This is a genomic window from candidate division WOR-3 bacterium, from assembly GCA_039803925.1.
GTDB lineage: Bacteria > Hydrothermota > Hydrothermia > Hydrothermales > JAJRUZ01 > JBCNVI01.
In genome coordinates, this window is sequence record JBDRZL010000024.1 from 1 (window position 1) to 21,221 (window position 21,221).

A 21,221-nucleotide genomic window follows, 5' to 3' on the forward strand; every position below is an offset into this window, starting at 1 on the left:
CCTTGAAAGAAAGGCTTGTAGTTGAAAATGATGAAAGAATATATAATCTAAAGGATTGTTTGAATTTACATGAAAAAGCAGGAATACCGATAGTTGCCGATTATCTTCATCACCGATTGAATAATAACGGTGAAAGATTTTCTGAAATTCTTAAAGACGTTATAAAAACATGGAAAATAAAGGATGGTCCTCCAATAGTTGATTATAGTTCATTAAAATTATCAGGGAGAAAGGGATCTCATGCAGAAAAAATTAATCTTAAAGATTTTTATTCTTTTTTAAAAGAAGTTTTAAAAGTAACTTCTTGTATTGATATTATGCTTGAAATAAAAGATAAGGAAAAAAGCACTTTAAAGGCTATAAATTTTATTAAAAGGAAAAGTTTATGGAAGGTCCAGGAGTATATTTAATCAAAGAAAAATTGAAATTTTTAAAAGGGAAAATCCCGATAGCTGTTAGTGGTAATACAAGGGAAAATAAAGAGATTATAGTTGGTAAAAAATTGTTAGATGTTAAATCCTTTGGTAAAAGATTGATTTTTGAATTTGACTCTTTTTATTTAATAATTCATTTTTTAATGTATGGTTCATTGAGAATAAATGAAAAAAGAAAGAATAAAAAAGAGAGAATCTCAATTAAGTTTAAAAACACAGAGTTAAATTTTTATAACACTTCAGTAAAAATATTAAAAAAAGAAGATTTCATTTATGATCCAAAAATAGATATAATGAGCAGAGATTTTGACAAAATTAAGGCAAAGGAAAAAATTAAAAATTCAGATAAGTTTATATGTGATATAATTTTAGATCAAAACATATTTGCTGGTGTTGGAAATATTATAAAAAATGAAGCACTTTTTATGGCAGGGATACATCCTTTAAGTATCTGTAAAAGTATTGAAGAGAAATTAATTGATAAATTGATAGATAGTATTTTGTCTTTTTCTTATGATTTTTATCTCTTGCGAAAAACAAATAAATCATTAAAAGAGAAGCTTTTTATATACGGTAAAAAATTTTGCAGAATATGTAACTCAAAAATTAAATTAAAATATACCGGTGAAAAGAAAAGAAAAAGTTTTTTTTGTGAAAATTGTCAGAAACTCTTTTATTCTATTTTTTAAAATCAATATAAAGCTTAATTTTTAATTTTTTATTTGCTTTTAACACTGATTTTAAAAGAGGTTTTTAGGATTTTTATTTGGGAAATATAAAATTTTAAATTAAATTTTTAATCTTTTCTTTCCAATTTTTTGCTTCTCTTATAATTTTTTCATAGTCAAGAGTTTTAAATTCATAATTTTTTAAAATCCATTTTCCCTTTACCATAACACTTTCAACACTTTGCTTACCTGCTGCATAAACTATATAGGAATAGGGGTCATAAAAGGGTAGAGTTCCTTCTTTTTCAGGATTGAAAACAACTAAATCTGCACTTTTACCTTCAGTTATTTCTCCTGAATCAAAACCAAGAGCCTCTGCTCCCTTTTTTGTTGCCATATCAAAAACTTCCCTTGCACTTGAAATAAGTGGGTCATAGTTTATGCCCTTATGGATTAAGGAGACAAGTTTCATTTCCCTTAACATATCTAAGTTATTGTTAGATGAAGCACTATCTGTTCCTATGGTTATCTTTAATCCCTTTTCCCTATATTTTTTTAAGGGAAGTATTCCAGAAGCAAGTTTCAAATTGCTTGTAATGTTATGTGAAATATAAAAATTTTTATTTTTAAGGAAATTAATTTCTTCATCGGTTAAATGAACACAGTGGGCTGCTATTACCTTTAAATCAAAAATTCCTGTTTCTTTAAGATAAAATACAGGCGTTTTACCAGTTTTTTTAACTATATCCTCAACTTCCCCTTTTGTTTCAGAAATATGAATATGAAGGGGTAAGTTATAGTTCTTTGCTAAATTTACACTTTCAATTATAGTTTCTTTAGAGCAGGAATAAATTGCATGTGGTCCTGGATTTATTTTTATCCTTTCATGGTTTTTATAAATGTTAATTAAATTTTCAGTTTTTTTGATTGCTTCCTTTGAGTTTCTATAATAAGGGGTTTCAAAGTCAAGTATTCCTATTGATAAAAGAGCATATATTTTTACCTCATTTATCACTTCTGCAACTTTTTCTTCAAAAAAATACATATCGGCAAATCCGATAGTTCCTGATTTTATCATTTCAATCAATCCAAGGTAAGTTCCCATTCTAACATATTCTGGAGAAAGTAGTTTAGATTCAAGAGGCCAAATATATTTAGTGAGCCATTCCATAAGAGGTAAATCATCGGCAAATCCTCTTAAAAGTGTCATTGGAATATGGGTGTGGGTATTAAAAAATCCAGGTGAAATTACTCTATCCTTAAAATCAAAAACTTCTTTTGATTCAATTTTGGGTTCTTTATCAGAAACATATACAATTTTTCCATCTTTTATACCAAGGAATCCGTTTACAATATATTTTTCTTTATTTAAAATTATGAGAGAATTTTTAAATAAAAGATCAAATTTTTCCACTAAAAAAATTTAAAGGCGGCGCCCGGAATTGAACCGAGGTAAGCGGTTTTGCAAACCGCTGCCTATGCCACTCGGCCACGCCGCCTTAATAATAAATATAAAAGAGAAATTAATAAAAAATCAACCTTCTTTAACCATTTCTTCAAACTTCTTTTTTTCCATTGCCTCTATAAAGGGATCAATATTCCCTTCAAGAACTTCCTCTAAATTATAAACAGTCAAAGGAATTCTGTGGTCTGTTACCCTATTCTGTAAAAAGTTGTAAGTCCTTATTTTTTCACTTCTATCCTGGGTCCCTATTTGCTCCTTCCTTAAATTCCTTAATTCCTTTTCTCTTTTTTCCCTTTCATACTCATATATCCTTGATTTTAAAATTCTTAAAGCTTTTTCTTTATTTTTATGCTGGGACCTTTCATCCTGACACTGAACAACAATTCCTGTAGGTATATGCTTTATTCTTACTGCTGAGTCAGTTTTCTGCATATGCTGGCCTCCCGGCCCACTTGCTCTTTTTGTTTCTATTTCAAGGTCTTCTGGCTTTATCTCTACTTCAATATCCTCAATTTCAGGAAGAACAGCAACTGATGCCGTTGATGTGTGAATTCTTCCGCCGGATTCTGTCACAGGGATTCTCTGAACCCTGTGAACCCCACTTTCATATCTTAAAAATCTATATGCATTTTTCCCTTCAATTAAAAGAACAACTTCCTTAATTCCTCCTAAATCACTTTCCCTTAAATCTGTGATTGAAACTTTAAAATTCTTTTTTTCACAGAATTTTAAGTACATTCTTAAAAGGTCTTTTGCAAATAAACTTGCCTCTTCTCCACCTGTTCCTGCCCTTATTTCAAGTATGCAGTTATTTTCAAATTCTCCTTTATCTTTTTCAAGTAATAAAAATAGTAATCTGTTTTTTTCTTTTATCTTTTCCTCTCTTTCTTCATTTAGATATTTAATCATATCATCGTCTTTTTCTGTCACAAGCAAACTTTCAATTTCTTTCAACTCTTTATCTATATCCAGAATTTTTTCAGCTATTTCAGCCTTTTCCTTTATATTTTTATATTCCTTATTAAGCTCTTGAAGTTTTTTCTTATCTTTTATTATTTCAGGATCAGAGAGTTTTTTTTCAATCTCCTCTTTCTTTAATATTATATTCTTCAAATTTTTCATAAATTTTATTCAATTTTCCTTTCCCTTTCAAATTTTTCCTTTAAAAATATATACTTTCTATATTCTTCAATTTCTTCAGGTTTTAATATTTTTATTTTATTCTCTCCCAAAAGAATAAGTCCCCTTTTTTCAAGGTCATTTATAAAGGAAAGAAGGGTTTCTTTTTCTATACCTGTGAAATATTCAATCTCAGTTAAATCTATATCTTCTCTTGGACCTTCCTTTGCTCTTATTATAAGATATGTTAAAAATCTCTGTTCTTCATGTTTTATTGTTAAAAGTCTTAACAGTTCATCTGCTCTTCTTAATCTCTCTGTTAAAGTATCTATGAGATATTTAACAAGTGGATGAGAGTTAATAACCTTTAATATACTTTCCTTATTTAATACTTCTAATACAGTGTTTTCAATAGCCATTGCACTTGCACTTCGCGGTTTACCATCTATTACTGCCATTTCACCAAAAACTTCCCCTTCTTTTAATATTGCCAGTATCTTTTCCTCACCGTCAATTTCTTTAAATATTTTTATTTTTCCCTTTTTTATTATATATATTTCATCACCAGGCTCTCCTTCCTTAAATAGTAATTCTCCCTCTACAAGTTCCCTTTCAAAACTATTCTCAAGCATTATTAAACCTCTAAGATTTCAACATTTGCTCTTGGAACAACAACTCTTTTCCCATCTTTTAATTCTACCTCAAGAACTCTTACTTTTGCTTCTGTTTCAATAAGTCTCAGTTCAGGTGGAAGTGCTATTACTTTCCCAATCTCACCAAAATAGGGATCCCTTATTATTCTTACTAAGGTTCCTTCTGCAAGACCTTCTTTAAGCTTTTCTTCCTCCTTCACTTCTTCAATTTTTTCATAGGGAATTATAATTTCTGGTCTGATTACACCTGCCCTTATCTGGGTTGCCCCATTTATTGAACACTTATCCCCTTCCCTTTTTTTAAGAAGTAAAAATGTCCTTTTAGCCATCTCGAGTTTCCCGAACCCTTCTGTTAAAATTAAAGTTACCTTCAAAGGTTCAGAACCTGTTATTGCAACCCCAATATCGAAGCCTAAAAATTTCCTCAAATTTTCATCATCAATTCCACCAACTACACATCCTAAAACACCCATTTCTTCAAATATTTTAAGAACTTCACTTGTTACGAAACTTCCTCCTACAACAATAGAACCCTCTAAATTATCTTTTATTTTTTTAACCTTTTCAATTGTGAGTTCTTCCTCAGGTGAATCCACAAGAACTTTGAGTTTTCCAATTTTTTCGCCTCCGACACCAAATATTCCCTGAATAAAAGTGGCTGTTGTTCTCATAATCACTCCTTCTTCGGGAATAATATCCTCTACAATTCCATCAAAATAAGCTTTAACTTCCACAGGAATTGGTGGTTCCCTTATGATTACCTGTCCTGTTACAGTTGATATTTGTTCAATTTTCCCATCAACAGGACTTTTAACCTCTGTTTTAAAAAGTCCAAAAAATCCTTTGCTTAAGGCGATAATTTCATCCTTTTTAACATCATCACCTTCTTTTTTGAGCATTAAATTTGGAAGTTCCTGCGGAGATACTCCAAGAAGACCTGCTACATTTAAGGGATGAACATTACCAGGTAAAAGAGTTCTTGCAACCACATATTCAGCTTTTACATATTCTCCTTTTTTAACAAGGACTTCCCCTTTTAAGGGAAGTCTCCTTTCTTTTAAAATTAAAGTTTTTTCAGAGACTTTTAAACCAGGTGTATAAGCGTGTGCCATAAAAAATTATAAGATATTGATATTATGTTTTGAAAACTTTATAATTAAGATTGAAATTTTCTAAAGGAGGATTAAAAGTATGAAAAAATATAGTTTTTCTACTATTGAGGAAGCCCTTGAAGATATAAGAAAAGGTAAAATTGTAATTGTTGTGGACGACGAGGATAGAGAGAATGAAGGAGATATGATTGTGGCAGCAGAGAAAGTTACACCTGAGCATATAAATTTTATGGCTACTCATGCAAGAGGATTAATTTGTCTTTCCCTGACAAAGAAAAGGATAGAAGAGTTACAAATTCCAGATTTTTCACATGTAAATACCTCTAAGATGGGGACTCCTTTTGTTGCACCTATAGATGCTAAAAAGGGAGTTAGTACCGGTTCGTCTGCCTATGACAGAGCAAGAACAATCAGAGTTGCTATTGATCCAAAAACAACCCATGAAGATCTTGCTATCCCTGGTCATGTTCATGTTCTTAAAGCTCAGGAAGCTGGAGTTTTGAGAAGGGCCGGACATACTGAAGCAGCAGTTGACCTTTCAAGACTTGCTGGTTTATATCCTGCTGGGGTTTTGTGTGAAATAATGGATGATGATGGATCAATGGCAAGGTTGCCAAAGCTTTTTGAGATAGCAGAGAAATTTGATTTAAAGATAATTACAATAGCTGATTTAATAAAATACAGATTAAAGAGAGAAAGACTTGTAAAAAGAGTTGCTAATGTGAATCTTCCAACAAAATTTGGTAATTTTAGGCTTTATGCATATGAAGATATTGTCGATGAAGAAGTTCATCTTGCTTTACTTTATGGGGAACCTGAAGGTAAAGATAATGTTCTTGTAAGAGTTCATTCTGAGTGTGTAACAGGTGATATATTACATTCCTTGAGGTGTGATTGCGGAGAACAGCTTGAAAGAGCAATGGAGATGATAAGGGAAGAAGGAGAGGGAGTTCTTGTTTATATGAGACAGGAAGGAAGAGGAATAGGACTTTTGAATAAATTAAAAACTTATGAATTACAGGAAAGAGGGCTTGATACAATAGAAGCAAATGAAGCTATAGGATTCCCCCCTGATTTAAGAGATTATGGAATAGGTGCTCAGATTTTACTTGATCTTAACTTAAGAAGAATAAGGCTTTTGACAAATAATCCTTCAAAAATAGTAGGTCTTAAAGGTTATGGAATAGAAATAGTTAAAAGAGTACCTATAGAGGTAGAACCAAATGAAAATAACAGAGAATATTTAAAAGTTAAAAAGGAAAAAATGGGACACTTACTTGAAAAAATTCAAAAAGAAGGGAGGAAACTCTAATGCCTGAGTATTCAGGTAAATTGATTGTAAATAAAAAGGATAAATTTTGCATAATAGTTTCAAGATTCCATTCCCATATAACCTTTGAAATGTTAAGAGGTGCAAAGGAGTTTCTTAAAAGATGTGGTGCTGAAGAAGATCAAATTGATGTTTATTTTGTTCCAGGTTCCCTTGAAATTATAAGTGCCTTTTCTTTTTTAAAAGATAAATATCCTGAAAAATATAATGCTTTTTTAGTCCTTGGAGCAGTTGTTGAGGGAGAAACAGAACACCACAGGTTTGTTGCAAGCGAAAGTATAAGGAACGTAATAAAAATTGCAAAGGAAAAGGGAATACCTCTTGGAATGGGAATAATAACAGTTTCTGATACTCTTCAGGGGATTGAAAGATCTGGTGGTAAAATGGGTAACAGGGGAGAAAAGGCTGCATTTACAATGCTTGAAATGCTTAGACTTAAAGAAACAATAAATTCAATATAAATTGGGAGAAATTTTAATTAAAAATGTAAATATAGTTGACCCTGAAGAAGGTATAAAAGAAAATTTTGATATTTTAATTGAAGGTGAGAAAATAGTTGGCATAGCAAAGAAAATTGAAAGAAAGGTGAGTTTAGTTATAGATGGAAAAAGATTATATGCTTTCCCTGGTCTTATTGATGCCCATTCTCATCTAAGGGAGCCGGGTTTTGAAGAAAGTGAAACAATAGAAACAGGAACTAAGGCTGCTTCAAAAGGAGGTTATGTTCTAATATTTGCCATGCCAAATACTGACCCCTGTACGGATAGGGGTTCAGTTGTTAAATATGTTAAAGAAAAAGCTAAATTTTATGGATACTGCGAGGTTTTACCAGTTGGTGCAATAACAAAAGGGAGAAAGGGTGAAGAACTTGCTGATTATTATGAAATGCTAAAGGAAGGAGCTATCGGTTTCTCTGATGACGGAAATTATGTTCAAAATTCAAAACTTATGGAGATTGCCCTTTATTATACAAGAGATTTTGATAAACCCTTAATACAACATGCTGAAGATAAATTTTTATGTGAAGGAGGAGTTGCCAATGAATCTGCTTTTACTTTGTCACTTGGTCTTAAGGGTAGACCAAGGGAAGGGGAGATAATAGCAATTTTAAGGGATGTAGTTCTTCTTAAAAAAACAAAAGGTAGATTACATATAGCCCATGTTTCAGCAAAGGAAAGTGTTGATATAATTAAGAAAGCAAAGGAAGAAGGACTCAATATTACAGCAGAAGCAAGTCCACATCACTTAATACTAACTGAAAAAGCAATAGGTGATTTTGACACAAATTGTAAGGTTAATCCACCCTTAAGGGAAGAAGAAGATAGAGAGAAGTTGATTGAAGGTTTAAAAGAAGGAATTATAGATATAATTGCAACAGACCATGCTCCTCACAGACTTTTTGATAAAGAAAAGGAATTTGATCTTTCACTTTCAGGAATCTCAAGTATTGAAATTTCTCTTTCTCTTATATTAACATTTTTTTATCACAAAAAAATATTTGAGCTTAAAGATATAGTTAGATTCATGTCCTATAATCCAGCTAAAATATTTTGTCTTGAAGGTTACGGTAAAATAAAAGAGAATAATTTTGCTAGTATAACTCTTGTTGATGTAGATAGGGAATGGATTTGTAATCCAGATGAATTTTTTAGTAAAGGTAAAAATACACCTTTTAAAGGCTATAAATTAAAGGGTAAAGTTATCTATACAATAAACAAGGGAAAAATAACCTATAAGGAGGAAAAAATATGAAAGGTTTTGATTTTTATGAAGATTTTTTTAAAAAAATTCTTGAAAACAAAAAAGGTGACGAAATTTTTGTTGCCTTCCTTTATGAAAAAAATGATATAACAAGGTATTCGAAAAGTAAAATACATCAGAATACTTCTTATGAAGAAATGAGAGTGGGAATAAGCATAAAGGAAAAAAATTTTGTTGTTACAAGGTTTTTCAGTAATCCTGAAATTAAAGAGGCAAAAGAAATTGTTGAAAAGACTTATGAAATGTTAAAAAATGCAGTTCCATCTGATTATCCAGGTTTTTCTACCCCTTACACCTATAAAAATGTTTTTACTTTTGATGATAAAACTTTTAATGTAAGTGAGGAAGAAAGAGCAGAGGCTGTTTATAAAATTTCAAAAATACTTGGGGATTTTGAAGGTTTTGGGGTTGTAAATACAGGTGGGAGTGAAATTGCTCTTTTCTCATCAAATGGTTTAAAGGCCTATTCAAAGTTATCAGATGCACATGTAACAGTTACGGCAATGAAAGATTCAGCAAGTGGCTGGTCTGAAGCACATTCAAGAAAGTTTTCTAAACTTGATTTTGAAAAAATAGCAGAGGAAGCAAAATTTAAAGCTGAAAAATCTTTTAACAAAATAGAGTTAGAGCCTGGAGAATATACTGTTTTTCTTGAACCTGAGGCTGTGGCTGATATATTTACTTTTGCTTCCTTCATAGGTTTTTCCGCTAAAACATATCAGGAAAAAAGAAATTTTCTTTTTGGAAAATTAGAAGAAAAAGTTTTTTCAGAAAAATTAACATGTTTCGAAGACCCGTATTTTGAGGAAGGTTTTGCTTTCCCCTTTGATTTTGAAGGTGTAAGAAGAGAGAAAGTAGAGCTTGTTTCAAAAGGCATAGCTAAAAATCTTGTGTATGACAGGAAAACTGCTTTTTTAGAAAATAAAGAATCAACAGGTAACGCAGCTGGTTTTCCTCCATCAACTTTTCCACTCCCTTTTAATCTTGTTATAGAAAAAGGAGTAAAAAGCAAGGATGAAATTTTAAAGGATATAGAAAAAGGTATATATGTTTCCAGGTTCCATTATACAAATATAGTAAGTCCATCAGAATTTATTATAACAGGAATGACAAGGGATGGGACCTTTTTAATTGAAAAAGGAAAAATTACAAAACCTCTTAAAAATTTAAGATTTACTGATTCCTTTTTAAGAGTTTTAAGTCAAGATATAGAAATTTCAAAGGAGAGAAAGTTAATTTCAGAATCTTCACACTATGACTTCAGGTTTCCTACAGGAATCTATGCTCCTTATATTCTTGCTCCTTCTCTCAAATTTACAAGTGGAACTGAGTTTTAATTAATTTCTTTTTTAATTTTAAAAGGACCTCATCAATGAAAGAAGGTCCATAATGGGCTAAAAAATCATAGGGTAATATTAAAATTTTTTTATTACCAAATCTTTCTTTTAATCTATTTTTTAAAATTTTTTTATCAATTTTTTCATTGTGAGGTTCATATAATATAAGGTCAAAATCTAATTTTTTAGTTTCCTCATCCTTAGGTTCAAAATAACTTTCTTTTTTAAAAGAATAAATATTCTTTAGTCCAAGAATTCTCAAACCATCATTTATATAACTTGAAGAACCTATGGTTATTTTCCCTCCAAGGTATATTTCATAATAAACTCTTTTACTTATTTTTTCTTCTTTTATTTTTTCAATTATTTTTGTTAATCTTTCAATAAGTTTATATCCCCTTTCAGTTTCATTCAAAACAATACTTAATTTTTTTATATTATCAAAAATTCCATAAATTGACTGAGGGACAGGTAAAACAAAAATACTGTATCCCTTTCTTAGAATTTCATAGGAAACTTCCCTTTGAGCACCTGAAGTTGCTAAGATTAAATCAGGATTTAGAAAATCCAGTTTATCCCATAAAACTTTTAAATAGGAACCTACTCTTAAAAAATTTTTAAGTTTTCCATAAGGTCTTCTACAATAGAAACTGATACCAACTAAACTATCTTCTCTTTTTAGTTTAAATATAGTATCTGTAATATCAGGAGCAAGGGAAACTATTTTTCGGGGATTATCAGGAATTTCAATTACTTTTCCGAAGAATTCAGAAAAAATTTTCATTATTTTAACAGGAATAGATGAAATAATAGAAGTCCTTATGTTTTAAAAAGTTTTCCTTATTTTTTGTTTCTCTTATGTTACTTATTAAATAAAGGATAAGTTCATTTAATTTTTCTTCTTTTTCCTTAACTATTTCAAACTCATTTTTCAAAGAATAGTATGAGATTTCTGTTTTATAAAGTTCGATAGGTGCTATTTTTTCTCTTATTAAATCTCTTAAGAGTTCTTCTCCTTTTTTAATAAATTCTTCTGCCTCATTTATACTTTTTGTGTTTTTAGTCTTTTTATAAATTTCTAAATGATAATTAGCAAGTAAAAGATATACAGAGTAAAGGGCAAGGAAATGTTTTTCTCTTTCAGCATATTTTAATACTTCATCCAATAATAACTTCGATTTTTCCAAATAACCTTGTGATAAATAAAAGTTGGAAAGACACATCTTTGCTCTGTTTTCAACTACTTCACTTTTTACTTCTTTTAAAATTTTTACACTTTCAAGATAAAAATTTTCAGCTTCTTTAAAATTTCCCTCTCTCTTTCTTATTTCAGCCATACCAAGATTTCCATAACCATCTCCGAGTCTATTTCTTATTTTTTTGTTAACTTCAAGATATTTTTTGAAGAATTTTTCGGATTCTTTAAGATTATATAAAAGTAAATACATTTCTCCAAGGTTATTACAGGTAATTGCATAACCTAAGTAATTCCCTGTGTTTTTTTCTATTTCAAGTGATTTGAAGAGCATTTCAATACCTTCTTCAATTTTACCATCTTTATATAGATGAAAACCAAGATTGTTGTATACTGTTCCTTTACCCACTATATTATTTCTTTTTTCATAAATATCCATAGACTTTTTATAAAAGTAAATTGCTTTATCTATATCTCCTTTTTGGGAAAAATAGGAAGCTAAAATATTATAGAAACTGGCTTTCATAGAATCTTTTTTTTCTTCATCTTCAATTTCTTCAATTATTTTTATTGTTTTATCTAAATATTTTTTACATTCTTCAAAATTACCAACTAAAAAATTGATCCATGCTTTTTCTCTTAAAATATTTGCTAAAGTCTCTTTTTTATTGCATAAATTATGTGCGTTTTCAAGATAAAAAAGAGCCTCTGTGTAGAGACTTGCTCTTTGATAAGTGTCAGCTATTTCATAAAAAATTTCACTTTTTTCTTCTTCTTTAGAAATTTCAAGGGCATTTCTTAAATTCATAGTTGAATTTGCAAAATCTCCCACTACATTATAAAGTCTTCCAAGATTTTTATAAATTTCAATTTTTTCTTTTTCAAACTTATTAGTTTTATCAATTATTTCAAGCAATTTTTTATATCTTTTTATTGCTTCAAAATTTATATGATTTTTTTTGCATTTTTCTGCATATATTTTATTGTAAATAAATGATTTTTCATCTTCCTCGCCTTTTTCAAAATGATCAGCAATTATCCCCTCAGGAACATCATAATTTTTTTGATATAAATCTTCAAGCCATTTAGCATATAACAAATGATAATGTTTTTTTTCCTTTTTTAAAAGTGTTCTGTAAACAGAATCATGTATAAGATGATGTTTGAAAGAATACTCTTCAAAAACTAAAAACTTTCTATTTGATTTTGTTATAAAACCAGAATATAAAAGAGCATCAATATATTTTTCGGGTTCATCATCTGTAATTTTTTTGATTCCTTCTATAATAAAATTACTTCCAATTACAGAAGCTATTTTTAAAAATTTTTTCTCTTTTTCATCTAAAAAATCAATTCTGCTTAATAAAATTTCCTCAATTGAAATTGGTAATCTTTCAATTTCCTTTACTATAACCCTTGCTTTCCAGCTTTCACCTTCTCTGTAAATTATCCCCTTTTCAATAAGATATTTTGTTAACTCTTCTATGTAAAAAGGATTACCACCTGATTTTTCAAGGATAATTTTTTTCTTTATTTCTTCTGGCATTTTAGCTATAGATAAAATCCTATCTATAAGTTCAAGGCTTTTTATACTGTCTAAGGGCGAAAGTTCTATTAAGGTTATATTCTGCACTCCTTTAAGAAAATTAAGAAATTCAATTAATTTTTTTTCCTTTACCGGTGGCCTTGTAAGGAGGATAAAAAATATTCCTTTATCTGATTCCATTGATGTTAATAGAAACTTTAAAAAATCAAAGGTTTCTTCGTCAGCCCAATGTAGATCTTCAAAGAGTAAGGAAATTGGACTTAAACAAGTCAACTTTCTTAATATACTTTCAATCACAAAAAATTTTTGTCTTTTAAATTCTTTTGGTGAGAGATTTTTTATTTCCTCAGAGATTTCATTTTTTATAATAGAATTTAAAAAGGGAGAAACAGGAATAAATCCAGCTTTATCCTCTGGAAAAATTTTCTCAAATACATTTTCACCAAAAATTTTAATCACCTGGTCAAGGATCATTTTTACTGGCTGAAAAGGTGACATTTCATCAGGTAAACTTTTCCCTTCTAAAAAGATTATTTCTTTTTCTTTTATTCTTTTAAATTCTTCAAAGAGCCTTGTTTTTCCAATTCCAGGTTCGCCTTTAATTAAAACTAAAAAATCTTTTTTTTCCTTTGAAAATGTCTTGAAACTATTTAGAATCAAATTTATTTCTTTCTCTCTTCCAATCAAAGGAATATCCATTTCCTCAAGACCTCTAAGCTTTTCTCTTTTTTCTTTCTGCTTTTGTAATTTATATATCTCAATTTCTGTTTCTTTACCCTTCAACTTAGTTTTACCACAGAATTCAAAATCAAACAGATGTTTTGTCCTTAAATATGCTTCCTTGCTTACTAAGATTTCATCACCCTTTGCAAGACTCAGTAACCTTGAAGCAGTATTGACAGTGTCCCCCAATATTTCTATTTTACCCTTTTCATCAATTTCATATAAAACTTCTCCTGTATGGATACCGGTATGAAGTTTGACAGGAAAAGGAAAATCCCTTGAAATCTCTTTTATTGTTTGATATGAGGAATAAACTGATTTAAGTGCATTCTCCGCAGTATTTTCTAAACTTGTAGGTATCCCAAAAACACACAAAGCACAATCACCAATTATCTTTATCAATTTACCTTTGTATCTTAAAGTATTTTCCTCAATTATGCTAAAAATTTTAAAAAGAATATCTCTAACTTCCTCAGGATCTAACTTTTCACATAAACTTGTAAATTCTGATAAATCTGTAAAAACTACTGTTGCAATCTTCTTCTCTTCCATCATAAAAATTATAAAACATTTTTTTTCTATAAAAAATTTTTTCTAAAAAATTTTCTCCTAAAATTATTGAAAAATTTAAATTTTTTTCAAATTTAAAATCCCCTTAATATTAAAAGTAGCATTATAGTTGAGCCTATAGCGATATAAAAAAGATAATCCTGAATAACGCCTGTTTGTATTACTCTAAGTGATTTTCCAATTCTACCTGTTGTATAAATAACCCAGTTTACGATACCATCAACAATATGTCTATCCCACCAACTGGCAAAAACAGAAAGGAAAATCAAAATTCTCCTATATATCCATTCAAACGCATCATCAACATAATATCTTCTTTTAAGAGTTATATAAATAAAGGAGAATTTTGTTTTTAAGTTAGAGGCAAATTCTAAAGCTCTTGAATAAACATAATAGGAAGATAGAATTCCAGTTAAGGCTAAAAGGAGAGATAGAATCTTTACACTTTCTGTTTCTTTTAAAACTTTTTCTCCTTCTAAATAAGAAAGCAAATGAGAAATTTTTTCTGCATAAAACCCTGCAAAGATTGAGAAAAGGGAGAGTAATACAAGGGAAAATTTCATTGAAAGGTCAGGATCATGGGCATGTTCTGCTTCCTTTGTTCTTGGTTTATTCAGAAATGCAACTGTATATGCTCTACCCATATAAAAAGCAGTTAAGAATATAGTAAGAGCTAAAAACAGAAAAGGAATTTTATTGGGATAGGAATAAACTGTTAAAATTATTTCCTCCTTGGAATAAAATCCTGAGAAAGGAGGAATTCCCGCTAATGCAAGTGCTCCTATAAGAAAAGAAATAGATGTGATAGGTGTTTTCTTAAATAACCCTCCCATATCCCATATTGAATTAGAGTGAACTGCGTGAATTGCTGCACCTGCCCCGAGGAATAATAAGGCTTTGAAAAAGGCATGGGTAAAGAGATGAAAGAATCCAGCATTTAAAGAACCTGCTCCAAGACCTGCCATCATGTATCCAAGTTGTGATATGGTTGAATAGGCAAGAATTCTTTTTATATCTTCCTGAACAAGTGCCATTGTTGCTGAGAAAAAGGCAGTAAATGAACCTAAAATTGTTATTACCCACATTACATCAGGAAACTCAACATAAACAGGGAAAAGTCTTGAGACCATATAAACACCTGCGGCAACCATTGTTGCTGCATGGATAAGTGCTGAGACAGGTGTGGGACCTTCCATTGCATCAGGAAGCCATATATGTAGTGGAAATTGTGCAGATTTACCTATTGCACCGCAGAAAAGTAGGAGAAGAATTAAGGAAGAAAGTGAACCCTGAGCTTTTAAAATTGATGGACTACTAATCAAATTATAAATATCAAGATTGCCAAAATTAAAATATAATGTTAAAATACCGATCATAAATCCAACATCACCAAGTTTTGTAATCCAGAAGGCCTTAAGAGCAGCTCTTGCTGCTTCTGGTTTATAATAATAAAAACCAATTAATAGATAGGAACAGACACCTACAAGCTCCCAGAAGACAAACATCTGCAATATGTTTTTAGAAAGGGTGAGTCCTATCATAGAAAAGGCAAATAGGGAGTGATAGGCATAGTATCTACCAAGAGATGGGGACGACTCTTCATGCATGTAACCTATGGAATATACCTGAACAGCAAAGGCAACAAGCGCTACAACAAATAACATTATTGCTGATAGTTTATCAAGAAAAAGACCAAATAATATTGATTCAGAACCTGGTATTCCAGCTTTTGTTCCATAAGGAAGCCAAAGGAGATTTTTAAGAATAGGGTTTTCAATTTTTTCTATATTAATTAAAATAAGAGTGCTTAATATTAGTGATAAGAAAATTGCTGAAATTGAAAGGAAAGCTGATAATTTTCCATAATTCCTTATAAAAATTCCTATAATTAAAAAAGAGAAAAAGGGTGCCCACCATGAAATTAAGGCTAAAAGAGAAAGGTCCATACCTTTTCCCTCCTTTTTAACCCTTTAAAATTTCAACTTCGTCTGCATTTGATGTTTTTCTTAATCTAAAAAGAAGTATTACAATAGCAAATCCAAGGACAACCTCAATGGCAGTAATTCCTATCCCGAAAACTATTGTCATCACACCTGCAGGATTTCCCCATGCAAGAGAAAAGATTCCAAAATTTAAATTCGCACTGTTAAAAATTAATTCCAGGGCTATTAAAATTCCAAGAGCATTTCTCCTTGATAAAACTCCATAAAGTCCAAGAGAAAATAAAAATATTGAAAGGTAAAAAAGAGATTTTAACTCCATTTAATCCCTCCTTGCAATAAGAATAGCACCTATAAAACCAGCCAAAAGTAAAATTGATAAAATTTCAAAAGGTAAAACATATTTACTCTGAAAGATTAAATATGGGAGAAAATTTACATCCTTTTCAAGACCATAAGGAGAAAAATAAAAAGTTTTGCCTATTAGTAATAAGAGTAAAAAAATAAGAAGGGCAAAGAGTCCACTTGTAAAGGGATTTCTTATTGTATTTACAAGTGGTTTCATTATAGATTCCCTTGCAAGCATTATTGTGAAAATCATTAATAGAACAACTCCACCCACATAAACTAAAATCTGTGTCCATCCGACAAAATCAAAACCAAGGAAAAGATATAAAACTCCTGTTCCAAGAAGTGTTACTCCAAGATATAATGCACTTCTGAATAAATCCCTTGTTAAAACAGTCATAAGTCCTGAAATTCCTGTTATTACAAATGTTATCCAGAATATTATTTTCATTTTTATTCCTCCTTTTTAACAGAAATTTTTTCTCTTCTTGGAGGTGTTTGCATATTTCTTAAAGCGCTACCTGTGCTTATTGAACTCTCATATTTTTTTCCATATTCTACCATCTTAGGAAGGGTTAAAAACATTTCTTCATGAGATAAAGCAGCCCAACCTGGAATTTTTAACATAACAATTGCATCAGTTGGACATACCTGAACACAGAGTTCACAGGCGAGACAGGCATGAAGCTCAAGGGTGAATTTTTCTGGATATGTTTTACCCTTTTTACTTTTTTCTTTTGCTGGAACTACAGTTATTATCTCAGAAGGACAAATCTGCTCACACAATCTGCAAGCAATACATTTTAATTCTCCATCCTCATCAAGTGGCAAAGCAAATAGAGGTCCTCTATATCTTTGGGGTATTTCTTTCTTTTTGTCAGGATACATTATTGTAAAAGTTTCTCTAAAAAAATTTTTTATTGTAATTTTTAAAACATTCAAAATTTTTAACATTTTATCCTCCTTTAAAAGAAGATTTTATATAGACCTGCTAAAAATAGATTTATAAGGGAAATTGGAAAGAGATATTTCCATGAGAATAAAATTAGCCTGTCAATTCTTATTCTTACAAAAGACCATCGAACTAAAAGGAATAGAATGAGCATAAAGAAGCTCTTAAAAATTAGCCAGAGGACTTGGTATACCCATTCAGGACCTATTTTAGGATAGAATCCCCTGTATCCACCAAGAAACAAAATAGCTCCAAGAACTGAAAGCGCAAAAATATGTGTATACTCAGCTGCATAGAAAAGTGCAAATTTGGTGCTGGAATATTCCACATTGTATGCTGCAACAAGTTCGCTTTCTGCTTCAGGCACATCAAAGGGGACTTTGTTTTCTTCTGCAAGCCCAGCAATAAGAAAAATAATAAAACTAATCCAACCAAAAACAGGATAAAGGGCATAGGGTATTTTCTGACTCGCAACTATATCACTTGTTTTTAGAGATCCAGCGAGGATAACTGGAACAAGAACTGAAAATAAAAGGGGAATTTCATAAGAAACAACCTGTGCTCCTGCTCTAAAGGCTGAAAGTAAGGCATATTTTGAATTGCTTCCCCATCCAGCAAGGAAAACACCGAAGATAATTAGAGAGGAAACTGCAAAGAAATAAATAATCCCAACGGATAGGTCTGATATATAAATATTTTTTGCAGCAGGTAAAACTGAGAAAGCAAGGAGTGCTCCGATAAAAACAATTATAGGAGCAATATTAAAAATAGTTTTATCTGCTTGTTCAGGAACAATATCTTCTTTTAAAAAAAGTTTTAAAACATCAGCAACTGGCTGTAAAAATCCATGGGGTCTTCCAACATAGTAGGGTCCTACTCTTGTATGAATTCTTGCAGCAAACTTTCTTTCAAACCATGTCAAATAAAGCACAATTGTTAATGTAACTAAAATATAAATTGTTGTTATTAAAATTATATTTCCCATTTTTTACCTCCTATCTATCTACATCACCAAAAACTGGATCAAGGGAACCAAGTATTGCAACGACATCAGCTACAAGGTGATCTTTTAAAAGGTAGGGTAAAACTGAAAGGTTTGAAAATGAAGGTGCTCTTATTTTTACTCTATAAGCTGTAGGTTTTCCGTCTGAATAAATATAATAACCAAGTTCACCCCTTGGAGATTCAATAGCTCTATACACTTCTCCAGGGGGTGTTTTTACAGCAACCTTTACCTTAACAGGCATCTGGGAAGCAATGGGACCCTCAGGTAGTCCCTCTAAAGCCTGTCTTATTATTTTTATTGACTGTCTCATCTCTTCAATTCTGACCCTGAATCTATCAAAGACATCTCCATTATTAAAAACAGGAATTTCAAAATCAAATTTATCATAAGAAGAGTAAGGGTGAGCTTTTCTTAGATCATATTTTACACCGGAACCTCTTAGAACAGGTCCTGAACAACCGTATTCCAGTGCAATTTCTTTTGGCAATATCCCTACTCCCTTTGTTCTATCAAGAAATACAGGATTATTTATAAGCATATCTTCATATTCATCAATTCTTTTCTCAAGTAAATCAAGGGTTTCCTTAATATCCTTATCCATTCCAGGATAAACATCGTATCTAACACCTCCAAACTGCATAAGATGGGGATGGAGTCTTGAACCTGTCATTCTTTCAAAAATATCGAGCACCTTTTCCCTTTCCCTGAAACAGAATAAAAATACCGATGTTCCTCCACCTAAGGCACCACCCAGATCAAGACAGAATGTTCCGAGCCATACAAGGTGGGATGCAATTCTTGAAAGCTCAGAAAACATTACTCTTATGTATTGAGCCCTTTCTGGAACCTCTATATTGGCAAGAGATTCAACAGCAAGAACAAATCCAAATTCATTTGTTGTGGCAGAAAGGTAATCATTTCTATCAAGCATGGGTAAAAATTGGACATAGGTATAAGTTTCCCCAAGTTTTTCAACCCCCCTGTGCAAATATCCGATGTCAGGTTTTGCCTCAACAATTTTTTCACCTGAAAGTTTTAAAATAATCCTTAACACCCCGTGTGTTGAGGGGTGTTGAGGACCCATATTTAAAACTATTTCCTCTTCAGGTTCAAAGGTTTTAATTTTTTCTTCCATTTAAAATTCCCTCCTTAAAACTTCTCTTTTTCTGTAATCATACTTTTCAGGTGCTTTATTTATTGGGTAATCCTTTCTTAAAGGATGACCTTCCCAGTCAGGAGGTAAAACTATTCTTCTCAAATCAGGATGATTTTCAAACTCTATTCCAAATAAATCGTAAATTTCTCTTTCCATCCAGTCAGCACCTTTATAGTATTTATAAGCTGAAGGAATTTTTTCATTTTCCAATATTTTTGTTTTTAAAAGTAAAATTTCAGGTTCTTCTAAATTTCTAACACAATAAATAATTTCAAATTCTCTTTTCTCAGGAAAATGGCAGGCTGTAATGAAGGAAAGATAGGGAAAGTTTTCTTTAACTTTTTCCATTACATGGAAAAATTCCTTTTTTTCAAAAATTAAAATTCCATCTTTTGTTTCCTCAAGGTTAAGTTCTCTTTTTATTACCTCTTTCTTCATTTTTTTGCTCCTTTTGTAATTAATTCCTGTAATTTTCTTATTCCTTCAATCAGACCTTCAGGTGTTGGAGGACAACCCGGAACATATACATCAACCGGAATAACTCTATCAACACCTGGAACAACTGAATAAACATTCCTGTAAAAATCACCAGCTATTGCACAGGAACCCATCGCAATAACCCACTTAGGGTTAGGCATCTGAGAATAGAGTCTTTTGATTCTCTCAGCCATTTTACAGGATACAGTTCCGGAGACAATCATAACATCTGATTGTCTTGGGGATGCTCTTGTAATAACCCCGAATCTTTCAAGGTCATATCTTGAAGCATAGGTTGCCATCATTTCAATGGCACAGCAAGCAAGTCCAAAAGTGATTGGCCATAAACTTGATTTTCTTGACCAGGCAAAAAGTTTTTTTGTGGTGGTGAGAATAAGACCGCCGCCTGGAAACCTTTCAGCATAATTTACAAGTTTATTAAATAAGGGAGAGTAATAAACTTCCTCTGGATTTATTTTTAAAACTTTTTCCATAATATCCTCCTTAAAAAAGTTTTTATTCCCATTTAAGTGCGCCCTTTTTAATTGCCCAAATCCATCCTAAAAGTAAAATAAATACAAATAAAAAAATTTCAATAAATCCGGTTAAATATAATTCCTTCACCTTAGTTGCCCAGGGAAATATGAATAAAACTTCAATTTCAAAAACTAAAAAAGTAATTACCAAAAGATAATATCTTACAGGATACCTGGACCAGGCTTCTCCTATTGGAATTTCACCTGATTCGTAGGGAATATTTTTTTCTGGCTCTTTATATTTAGGAGCAAGTATTTTAGGTAAAGAAACCATTAGAATTGCTAAAATTATTGAAATTATTAAAACTGTTATTATTCCTGTATAAGGGCTCATTTCTATGAATGGGAAATAGGGGATTGGAACCCACCTCCAAAATTAGTTTTAAATTTTATTAAAAATATTTAGAGATTTTCAAATATTTATAGTATTTTTTTACCCTTACCAACTATCTGGTTGAAAGCGATCTGGAAGTAATTTGTTTTATCTCTTATTTCTTTTGGGACCTTTTCACAGTAATATTTCCATGATTCCATAATTTCTTTTTTGAATTCCTCTTTTAAATTTCCGTCTTTTAAAGCCTTTTCCCATCTATCCCTATAGTAGTTTATAATATCCCTTGCAAGTATTTTTGCAAGTCTAATAGCTCTTTCATGAAGTTTTCTTTCTTCAGGAGGAACATCAGGTGGAATTTCAAGGGTGAAAGTTTCTTTTTTTTCAAATTCTTTGGCTTCTTCCTTTTTCAGAATTTCTTCGGGTATTTTAAAAATAAATACAGTTTGACATTTTGGACATCGAATTTTAGAGTTTGGTTTAATTTTTTCAGTACTTACTTTATATTTAGTTTCACATCCTGGACATTTTATAATAAATACTGGCATTTTTTGATTATAAT

At 30.8% G+C, this 21,221-nt stretch carries 22 protein-coding genes and 1 tRNA gene; 6 read left to right on the forward strand and 17 right to left on the reverse strand.

Annotated elements, in window-relative coordinates; translation table 11 throughout:
• Together ABIN17_08425 and ABIN17_08430 are read left to right on the forward strand one after the other, a co-directional pair.
• On the forward strand, window positions 1–410 hold a 410-nt coding region (locus tag ABIN17_08425; GenBank protein MEO0285076.1), incomplete at its 5' end, for a UV DNA damage repair endonuclease UvsE.
• Window positions 386–1,123 carry a DNA-formamidopyrimidine glycosylase family protein gene (locus tag ABIN17_08430; GenBank protein ID MEO0285077.1) on the forward strand — a complete coding sequence of 246 codons (738 nt, stop codon included), beginning with the start codon at window positions 386–388 and terminating at the stop codon, window positions 1,121–1,123. The genes ABIN17_08425 and ABIN17_08430, both read left to right, overlap by 25 nt.
• A gap of 94 nt (window positions 1,124–1,217) precedes the next feature.
• Here the strand turns inward: ABIN17_08430 and ABIN17_08435 are convergent, their stop codons facing one another.
• The 5 genes from ABIN17_08435 to ABIN17_08455 form a co-directional block, all read right to left on the reverse strand.
• Window positions 1,218–2,516, reverse strand: a complete 1,299-nt coding sequence (locus ABIN17_08435) for an amidohydrolase (GenBank protein ID MEO0285078.1) — start codon at window positions 2,514–2,516, stop codon at window positions 1,218–1,220.
• Between the two features lie 13 nt (window positions 2,517–2,529).
• Window positions 2,530–2,601: transfer RNA gene (locus ABIN17_08440), tRNA-Cys, on the reverse strand.
• Between the two features lie 35 nt (window positions 2,602–2,636).
• On the reverse strand, window positions 2,637–3,689 hold the full coding sequence (gene prfA, locus ABIN17_08445; protein MEO0285079.1) for a peptide chain release factor 1: 1,053 nt from the start codon (window positions 3,687–3,689) through the stop codon (window positions 2,637–2,639).
• A 5-nt stretch (window positions 3,690–3,694) separates the two neighbouring features.
• Window positions 3,695–4,318 carry a Crp/Fnr family transcriptional regulator gene (locus ABIN17_08450; protein MEO0285080.1) on the reverse strand — a complete coding sequence of 208 codons (624 nt, stop codon included), beginning with the start codon at window positions 4,316–4,318 and terminating at the stop codon, window positions 3,695–3,697.
• A 2-nt stretch (window positions 4,319–4,320) separates the two neighbouring features.
• Window positions 4,321–5,451, reverse strand: a complete 1,131-nt coding sequence (locus ABIN17_08455; GenBank protein ID MEO0285081.1) for a hypothetical protein — start codon at window positions 5,449–5,451, stop codon at window positions 4,321–4,323.
• Window positions 5,452–5,530: 79 nt separating this feature from the next.
• Between ABIN17_08455 and ABIN17_08460 the strand changes: the two genes are divergently transcribed.
• From ABIN17_08460 to ABIN17_08475, 4 genes are read left to right on the forward strand one after another with little or no spacing between them, the layout of a single operon-like run.
• Window positions 5,531–6,763 (forward strand): bifunctional 3,4-dihydroxy-2-butanone-4-phosphate synthase/GTP cyclohydrolase II, encoded by a 1,233-nt coding sequence (locus tag ABIN17_08460; GenBank protein ID MEO0285082.1) that lies wholly within the window; start codon window positions 5,531–5,533, stop codon window positions 6,761–6,763.
• Window positions 6,763–7,242: a 6,7-dimethyl-8-ribityllumazine synthase gene (gene ribH, locus ABIN17_08465; protein MEO0285083.1), complete on the forward strand. Its 480-nt coding sequence runs from the start codon at window positions 6,763–6,765 to the stop codon at window positions 7,240–7,242. The genes ABIN17_08460 and ribH overlap by 1 nt, the downstream gene beginning before the upstream one ends.
• 1 nt (window position 7,243) lies before the next feature.
• A complete protein-coding gene (locus ABIN17_08470) occupies window positions 7,244–8,533 on the forward strand; it encodes a dihydroorotase (GenBank protein MEO0285084.1) in 1,290 nt (429 codons plus the stop codon).
• Entirely contained in the window at window positions 8,530–9,879 is a 1,350-nt protein-coding gene (locus ABIN17_08475) for a TldD/PmbA family protein (GenBank protein ID MEO0285085.1), read from the forward strand. Before ABIN17_08470 ends, ABIN17_08475 begins: the two co-directional genes overlap by 4 nt.
• On the opposite strand, the gene ABIN17_08480 is transcribed toward ABIN17_08475, so the two are convergent.
• The 12 genes from ABIN17_08480 to ABIN17_08535 all read right to left on the reverse strand — a co-directional run.
• A complete protein-coding gene (locus tag ABIN17_08480) occupies window positions 9,857–10,663 on the reverse strand; it encodes a helical backbone metal receptor (GenBank protein ID MEO0285086.1) in 807 nt (268 codons plus the stop codon). The two genes, ABIN17_08475 and ABIN17_08480, sit on opposite strands and share 23 nt — an antisense overlap.
• A 4-nt stretch (window positions 10,664–10,667) precedes the next feature.
• Window positions 10,668–13,895: an adenylate/guanylate cyclase domain-containing protein gene (locus ABIN17_08485; protein ID MEO0285087.1), complete on the reverse strand. Its 3,228-nt coding sequence runs from the start codon at window positions 13,893–13,895 to the stop codon at window positions 10,668–10,670.
• Window positions 13,896–13,987: 92 nt separating this feature from the next.
• Window positions 13,988–15,859, reverse strand: a complete 1,872-nt coding sequence (nuoL, locus tag ABIN17_08490) for an NADH-quinone oxidoreductase subunit L (protein ID MEO0285088.1) — start codon at window positions 15,857–15,859, stop codon at window positions 13,988–13,990.
• Window positions 15,860–15,875: 16 nt separating this feature from the next.
• The gene (gene nuoK, locus ABIN17_08495; GenBank protein MEO0285089.1) at window positions 15,876–16,175 is read right to left on the reverse strand and encodes an NADH-quinone oxidoreductase subunit NuoK; all 300 of its coding nucleotides are present in this window, start codon (window positions 16,173–16,175) and stop codon (window positions 15,876–15,878) included.
• The gene (locus tag ABIN17_08500) at window positions 16,176–16,652 is read right to left on the reverse strand and encodes an NADH-quinone oxidoreductase subunit J (GenBank protein MEO0285090.1); all 477 of its coding nucleotides are present in this window, start codon (window positions 16,650–16,652) and stop codon (window positions 16,176–16,178) included.
• Between the two features lie 2 nt (window positions 16,653–16,654).
• Window positions 16,655–17,155: a 4Fe-4S dicluster domain-containing protein gene (locus tag ABIN17_08505; protein ID MEO0285091.1), complete on the reverse strand. Its 501-nt coding sequence runs from the start codon at window positions 17,153–17,155 to the stop codon at window positions 16,655–16,657.
• 11 nt (window positions 17,156–17,166) lie between these two features.
• Window positions 17,167–18,138 carry an NADH-quinone oxidoreductase subunit NuoH gene (gene nuoH, locus ABIN17_08510; protein MEO0285092.1) on the reverse strand — a complete coding sequence of 324 codons (972 nt, stop codon included), beginning with the start codon at window positions 18,136–18,138 and terminating at the stop codon, window positions 17,167–17,169.
• Between the two features lie 10 nt (window positions 18,139–18,148).
• Window positions 18,149–19,294 carry an NADH-quinone oxidoreductase subunit D gene (locus ABIN17_08515; protein MEO0285093.1) on the reverse strand — a complete coding sequence of 382 codons (1,146 nt, stop codon included), beginning with the start codon at window positions 19,292–19,294 and terminating at the stop codon, window positions 18,149–18,151.
• The gene (locus ABIN17_08520; GenBank protein MEO0285094.1) at window positions 19,295–19,753 is read right to left on the reverse strand and encodes an NADH-quinone oxidoreductase subunit C; all 459 of its coding nucleotides are present in this window, start codon (window positions 19,751–19,753) and stop codon (window positions 19,295–19,297) included.
• Window positions 19,750–20,286, reverse strand: a complete 537-nt coding sequence (locus ABIN17_08525) for an NADH-quinone oxidoreductase subunit B family protein (protein ID MEO0285095.1) — start codon at window positions 20,284–20,286, stop codon at window positions 19,750–19,752. The genes ABIN17_08520 and ABIN17_08525 overlap by 4 nt, the downstream gene beginning before the upstream one ends.
• Window positions 20,287–20,308: 22 nt before the next feature.
• Window positions 20,309–20,662: an NADH-quinone oxidoreductase subunit A gene (locus ABIN17_08530; GenBank protein MEO0285096.1), complete on the reverse strand. Its 354-nt coding sequence runs from the start codon at window positions 20,660–20,662 to the stop codon at window positions 20,309–20,311.
• A gap of 86 nt (window positions 20,663–20,748) precedes the next feature.
• Window positions 20,749–21,221 (reverse strand): zinc-ribbon domain-containing protein (locus ABIN17_08535; GenBank protein ID MEO0285097.1); only part of this gene is annotated, 473 nt, incomplete at its 5' end.

Bases quoted from the DNA above. Each gene is read 5' to 3' on its own strand.
- ABIN17_08455 (MEO0285081.1), bottom strand. From the start codon at position 5,451: ATGGCACACGCTTATACACCTGGTTTAAAAGTCTCTGAAAAAACTTTA.
- ABIN17_08500 (MEO0285090.1), bottom strand. From the start codon at position 16,652: ATGAAAATAATATTCTGGATAACATTTGTAATAACAGGAATTTCAGGA.
- ABIN17_08520 (MEO0285094.1), bottom strand. From the start codon at position 19,753: ATGAAGAAAGAGGTAATAAAAAGAGAACTTAACCTTGAGGAAACAAAA.
- ABIN17_08475 (MEO0285085.1), top strand. From the start codon at position 8,530: ATGAAAGGTTTTGATTTTTATGAAGATTTTTTTAAAAAAATTCTTGAA.
- ABIN17_08525 (MEO0285095.1), bottom strand. From the start codon at position 20,286: ATGGAAAAAGTTTTAAAAATAAATCCAGAGGAAGTTTATTACTCTCCC.
- ABIN17_08430 (MEO0285077.1), top strand. From the start codon at position 386: ATGGAAGGTCCAGGAGTATATTTAATCAAAGAAAAATTGAAATTTTTA.
- ABIN17_08530 (MEO0285096.1), bottom strand. From the start codon at position 20,662: ATGAGCCCTTATACAGGAATAATAACAGTTTTAATAATTTCAATAATT.
- nuoH (MEO0285092.1), bottom strand. From the start codon at position 18,138: ATGGGAAATATAATTTTAATAACAACAATTTATATTTTAGTTACATTA.
- ABIN17_08515 (MEO0285093.1), bottom strand. From the start codon at position 19,294: ATGGAAGAAAAAATTAAAACCTTTGAACCTGAAGAGGAAATAGTTTTA.
- ABIN17_08450 (MEO0285080.1), bottom strand. From the start codon at position 4,318: ATGCTTGAGAATAGTTTTGAAAGGGAACTTGTAGAGGGAGAATTACTA.
- nuoL (MEO0285088.1), bottom strand. From the start codon at position 15,859: ATGGACCTTTCTCTTTTAGCCTTAATTTCATGGTGGGCACCCTTTTTC.
- prfA (MEO0285079.1), bottom strand. From the start codon at position 3,689: ATGAAAAATTTGAAGAATATAATATTAAAGAAAGAGGAGATTGAAAAA.
- ABIN17_08480 (MEO0285086.1), bottom strand. From the start codon at position 10,663: ATGAAAATTTTTTCTGAATTCTTCGGAAAAGTAATTGAAATTCCTGAT.
- ABIN17_08505 (MEO0285091.1), bottom strand. From the start codon at position 17,155: ATGTTAAAAATTTTGAATGTTTTAAAAATTACAATAAAAAATTTTTTT.
- nuoK (MEO0285089.1), bottom strand. From the start codon at position 16,175: ATGGAGTTAAAATCTCTTTTTTACCTTTCAATATTTTTATTTTCTCTT.
- ribH (MEO0285083.1), top strand. From the start codon at position 6,763: ATGCCTGAGTATTCAGGTAAATTGATTGTAAATAAAAAGGATAAATTT.
- ABIN17_08485 (MEO0285087.1), bottom strand. From the start codon at position 13,895: ATGGAAGAGAAGAAGATTGCAACAGTAGTTTTTACAGATTTATCAGAA.
- ABIN17_08460 (MEO0285082.1), top strand. From the start codon at position 5,531: ATGAAAAAATATAGTTTTTCTACTATTGAGGAAGCCCTTGAAGATATA.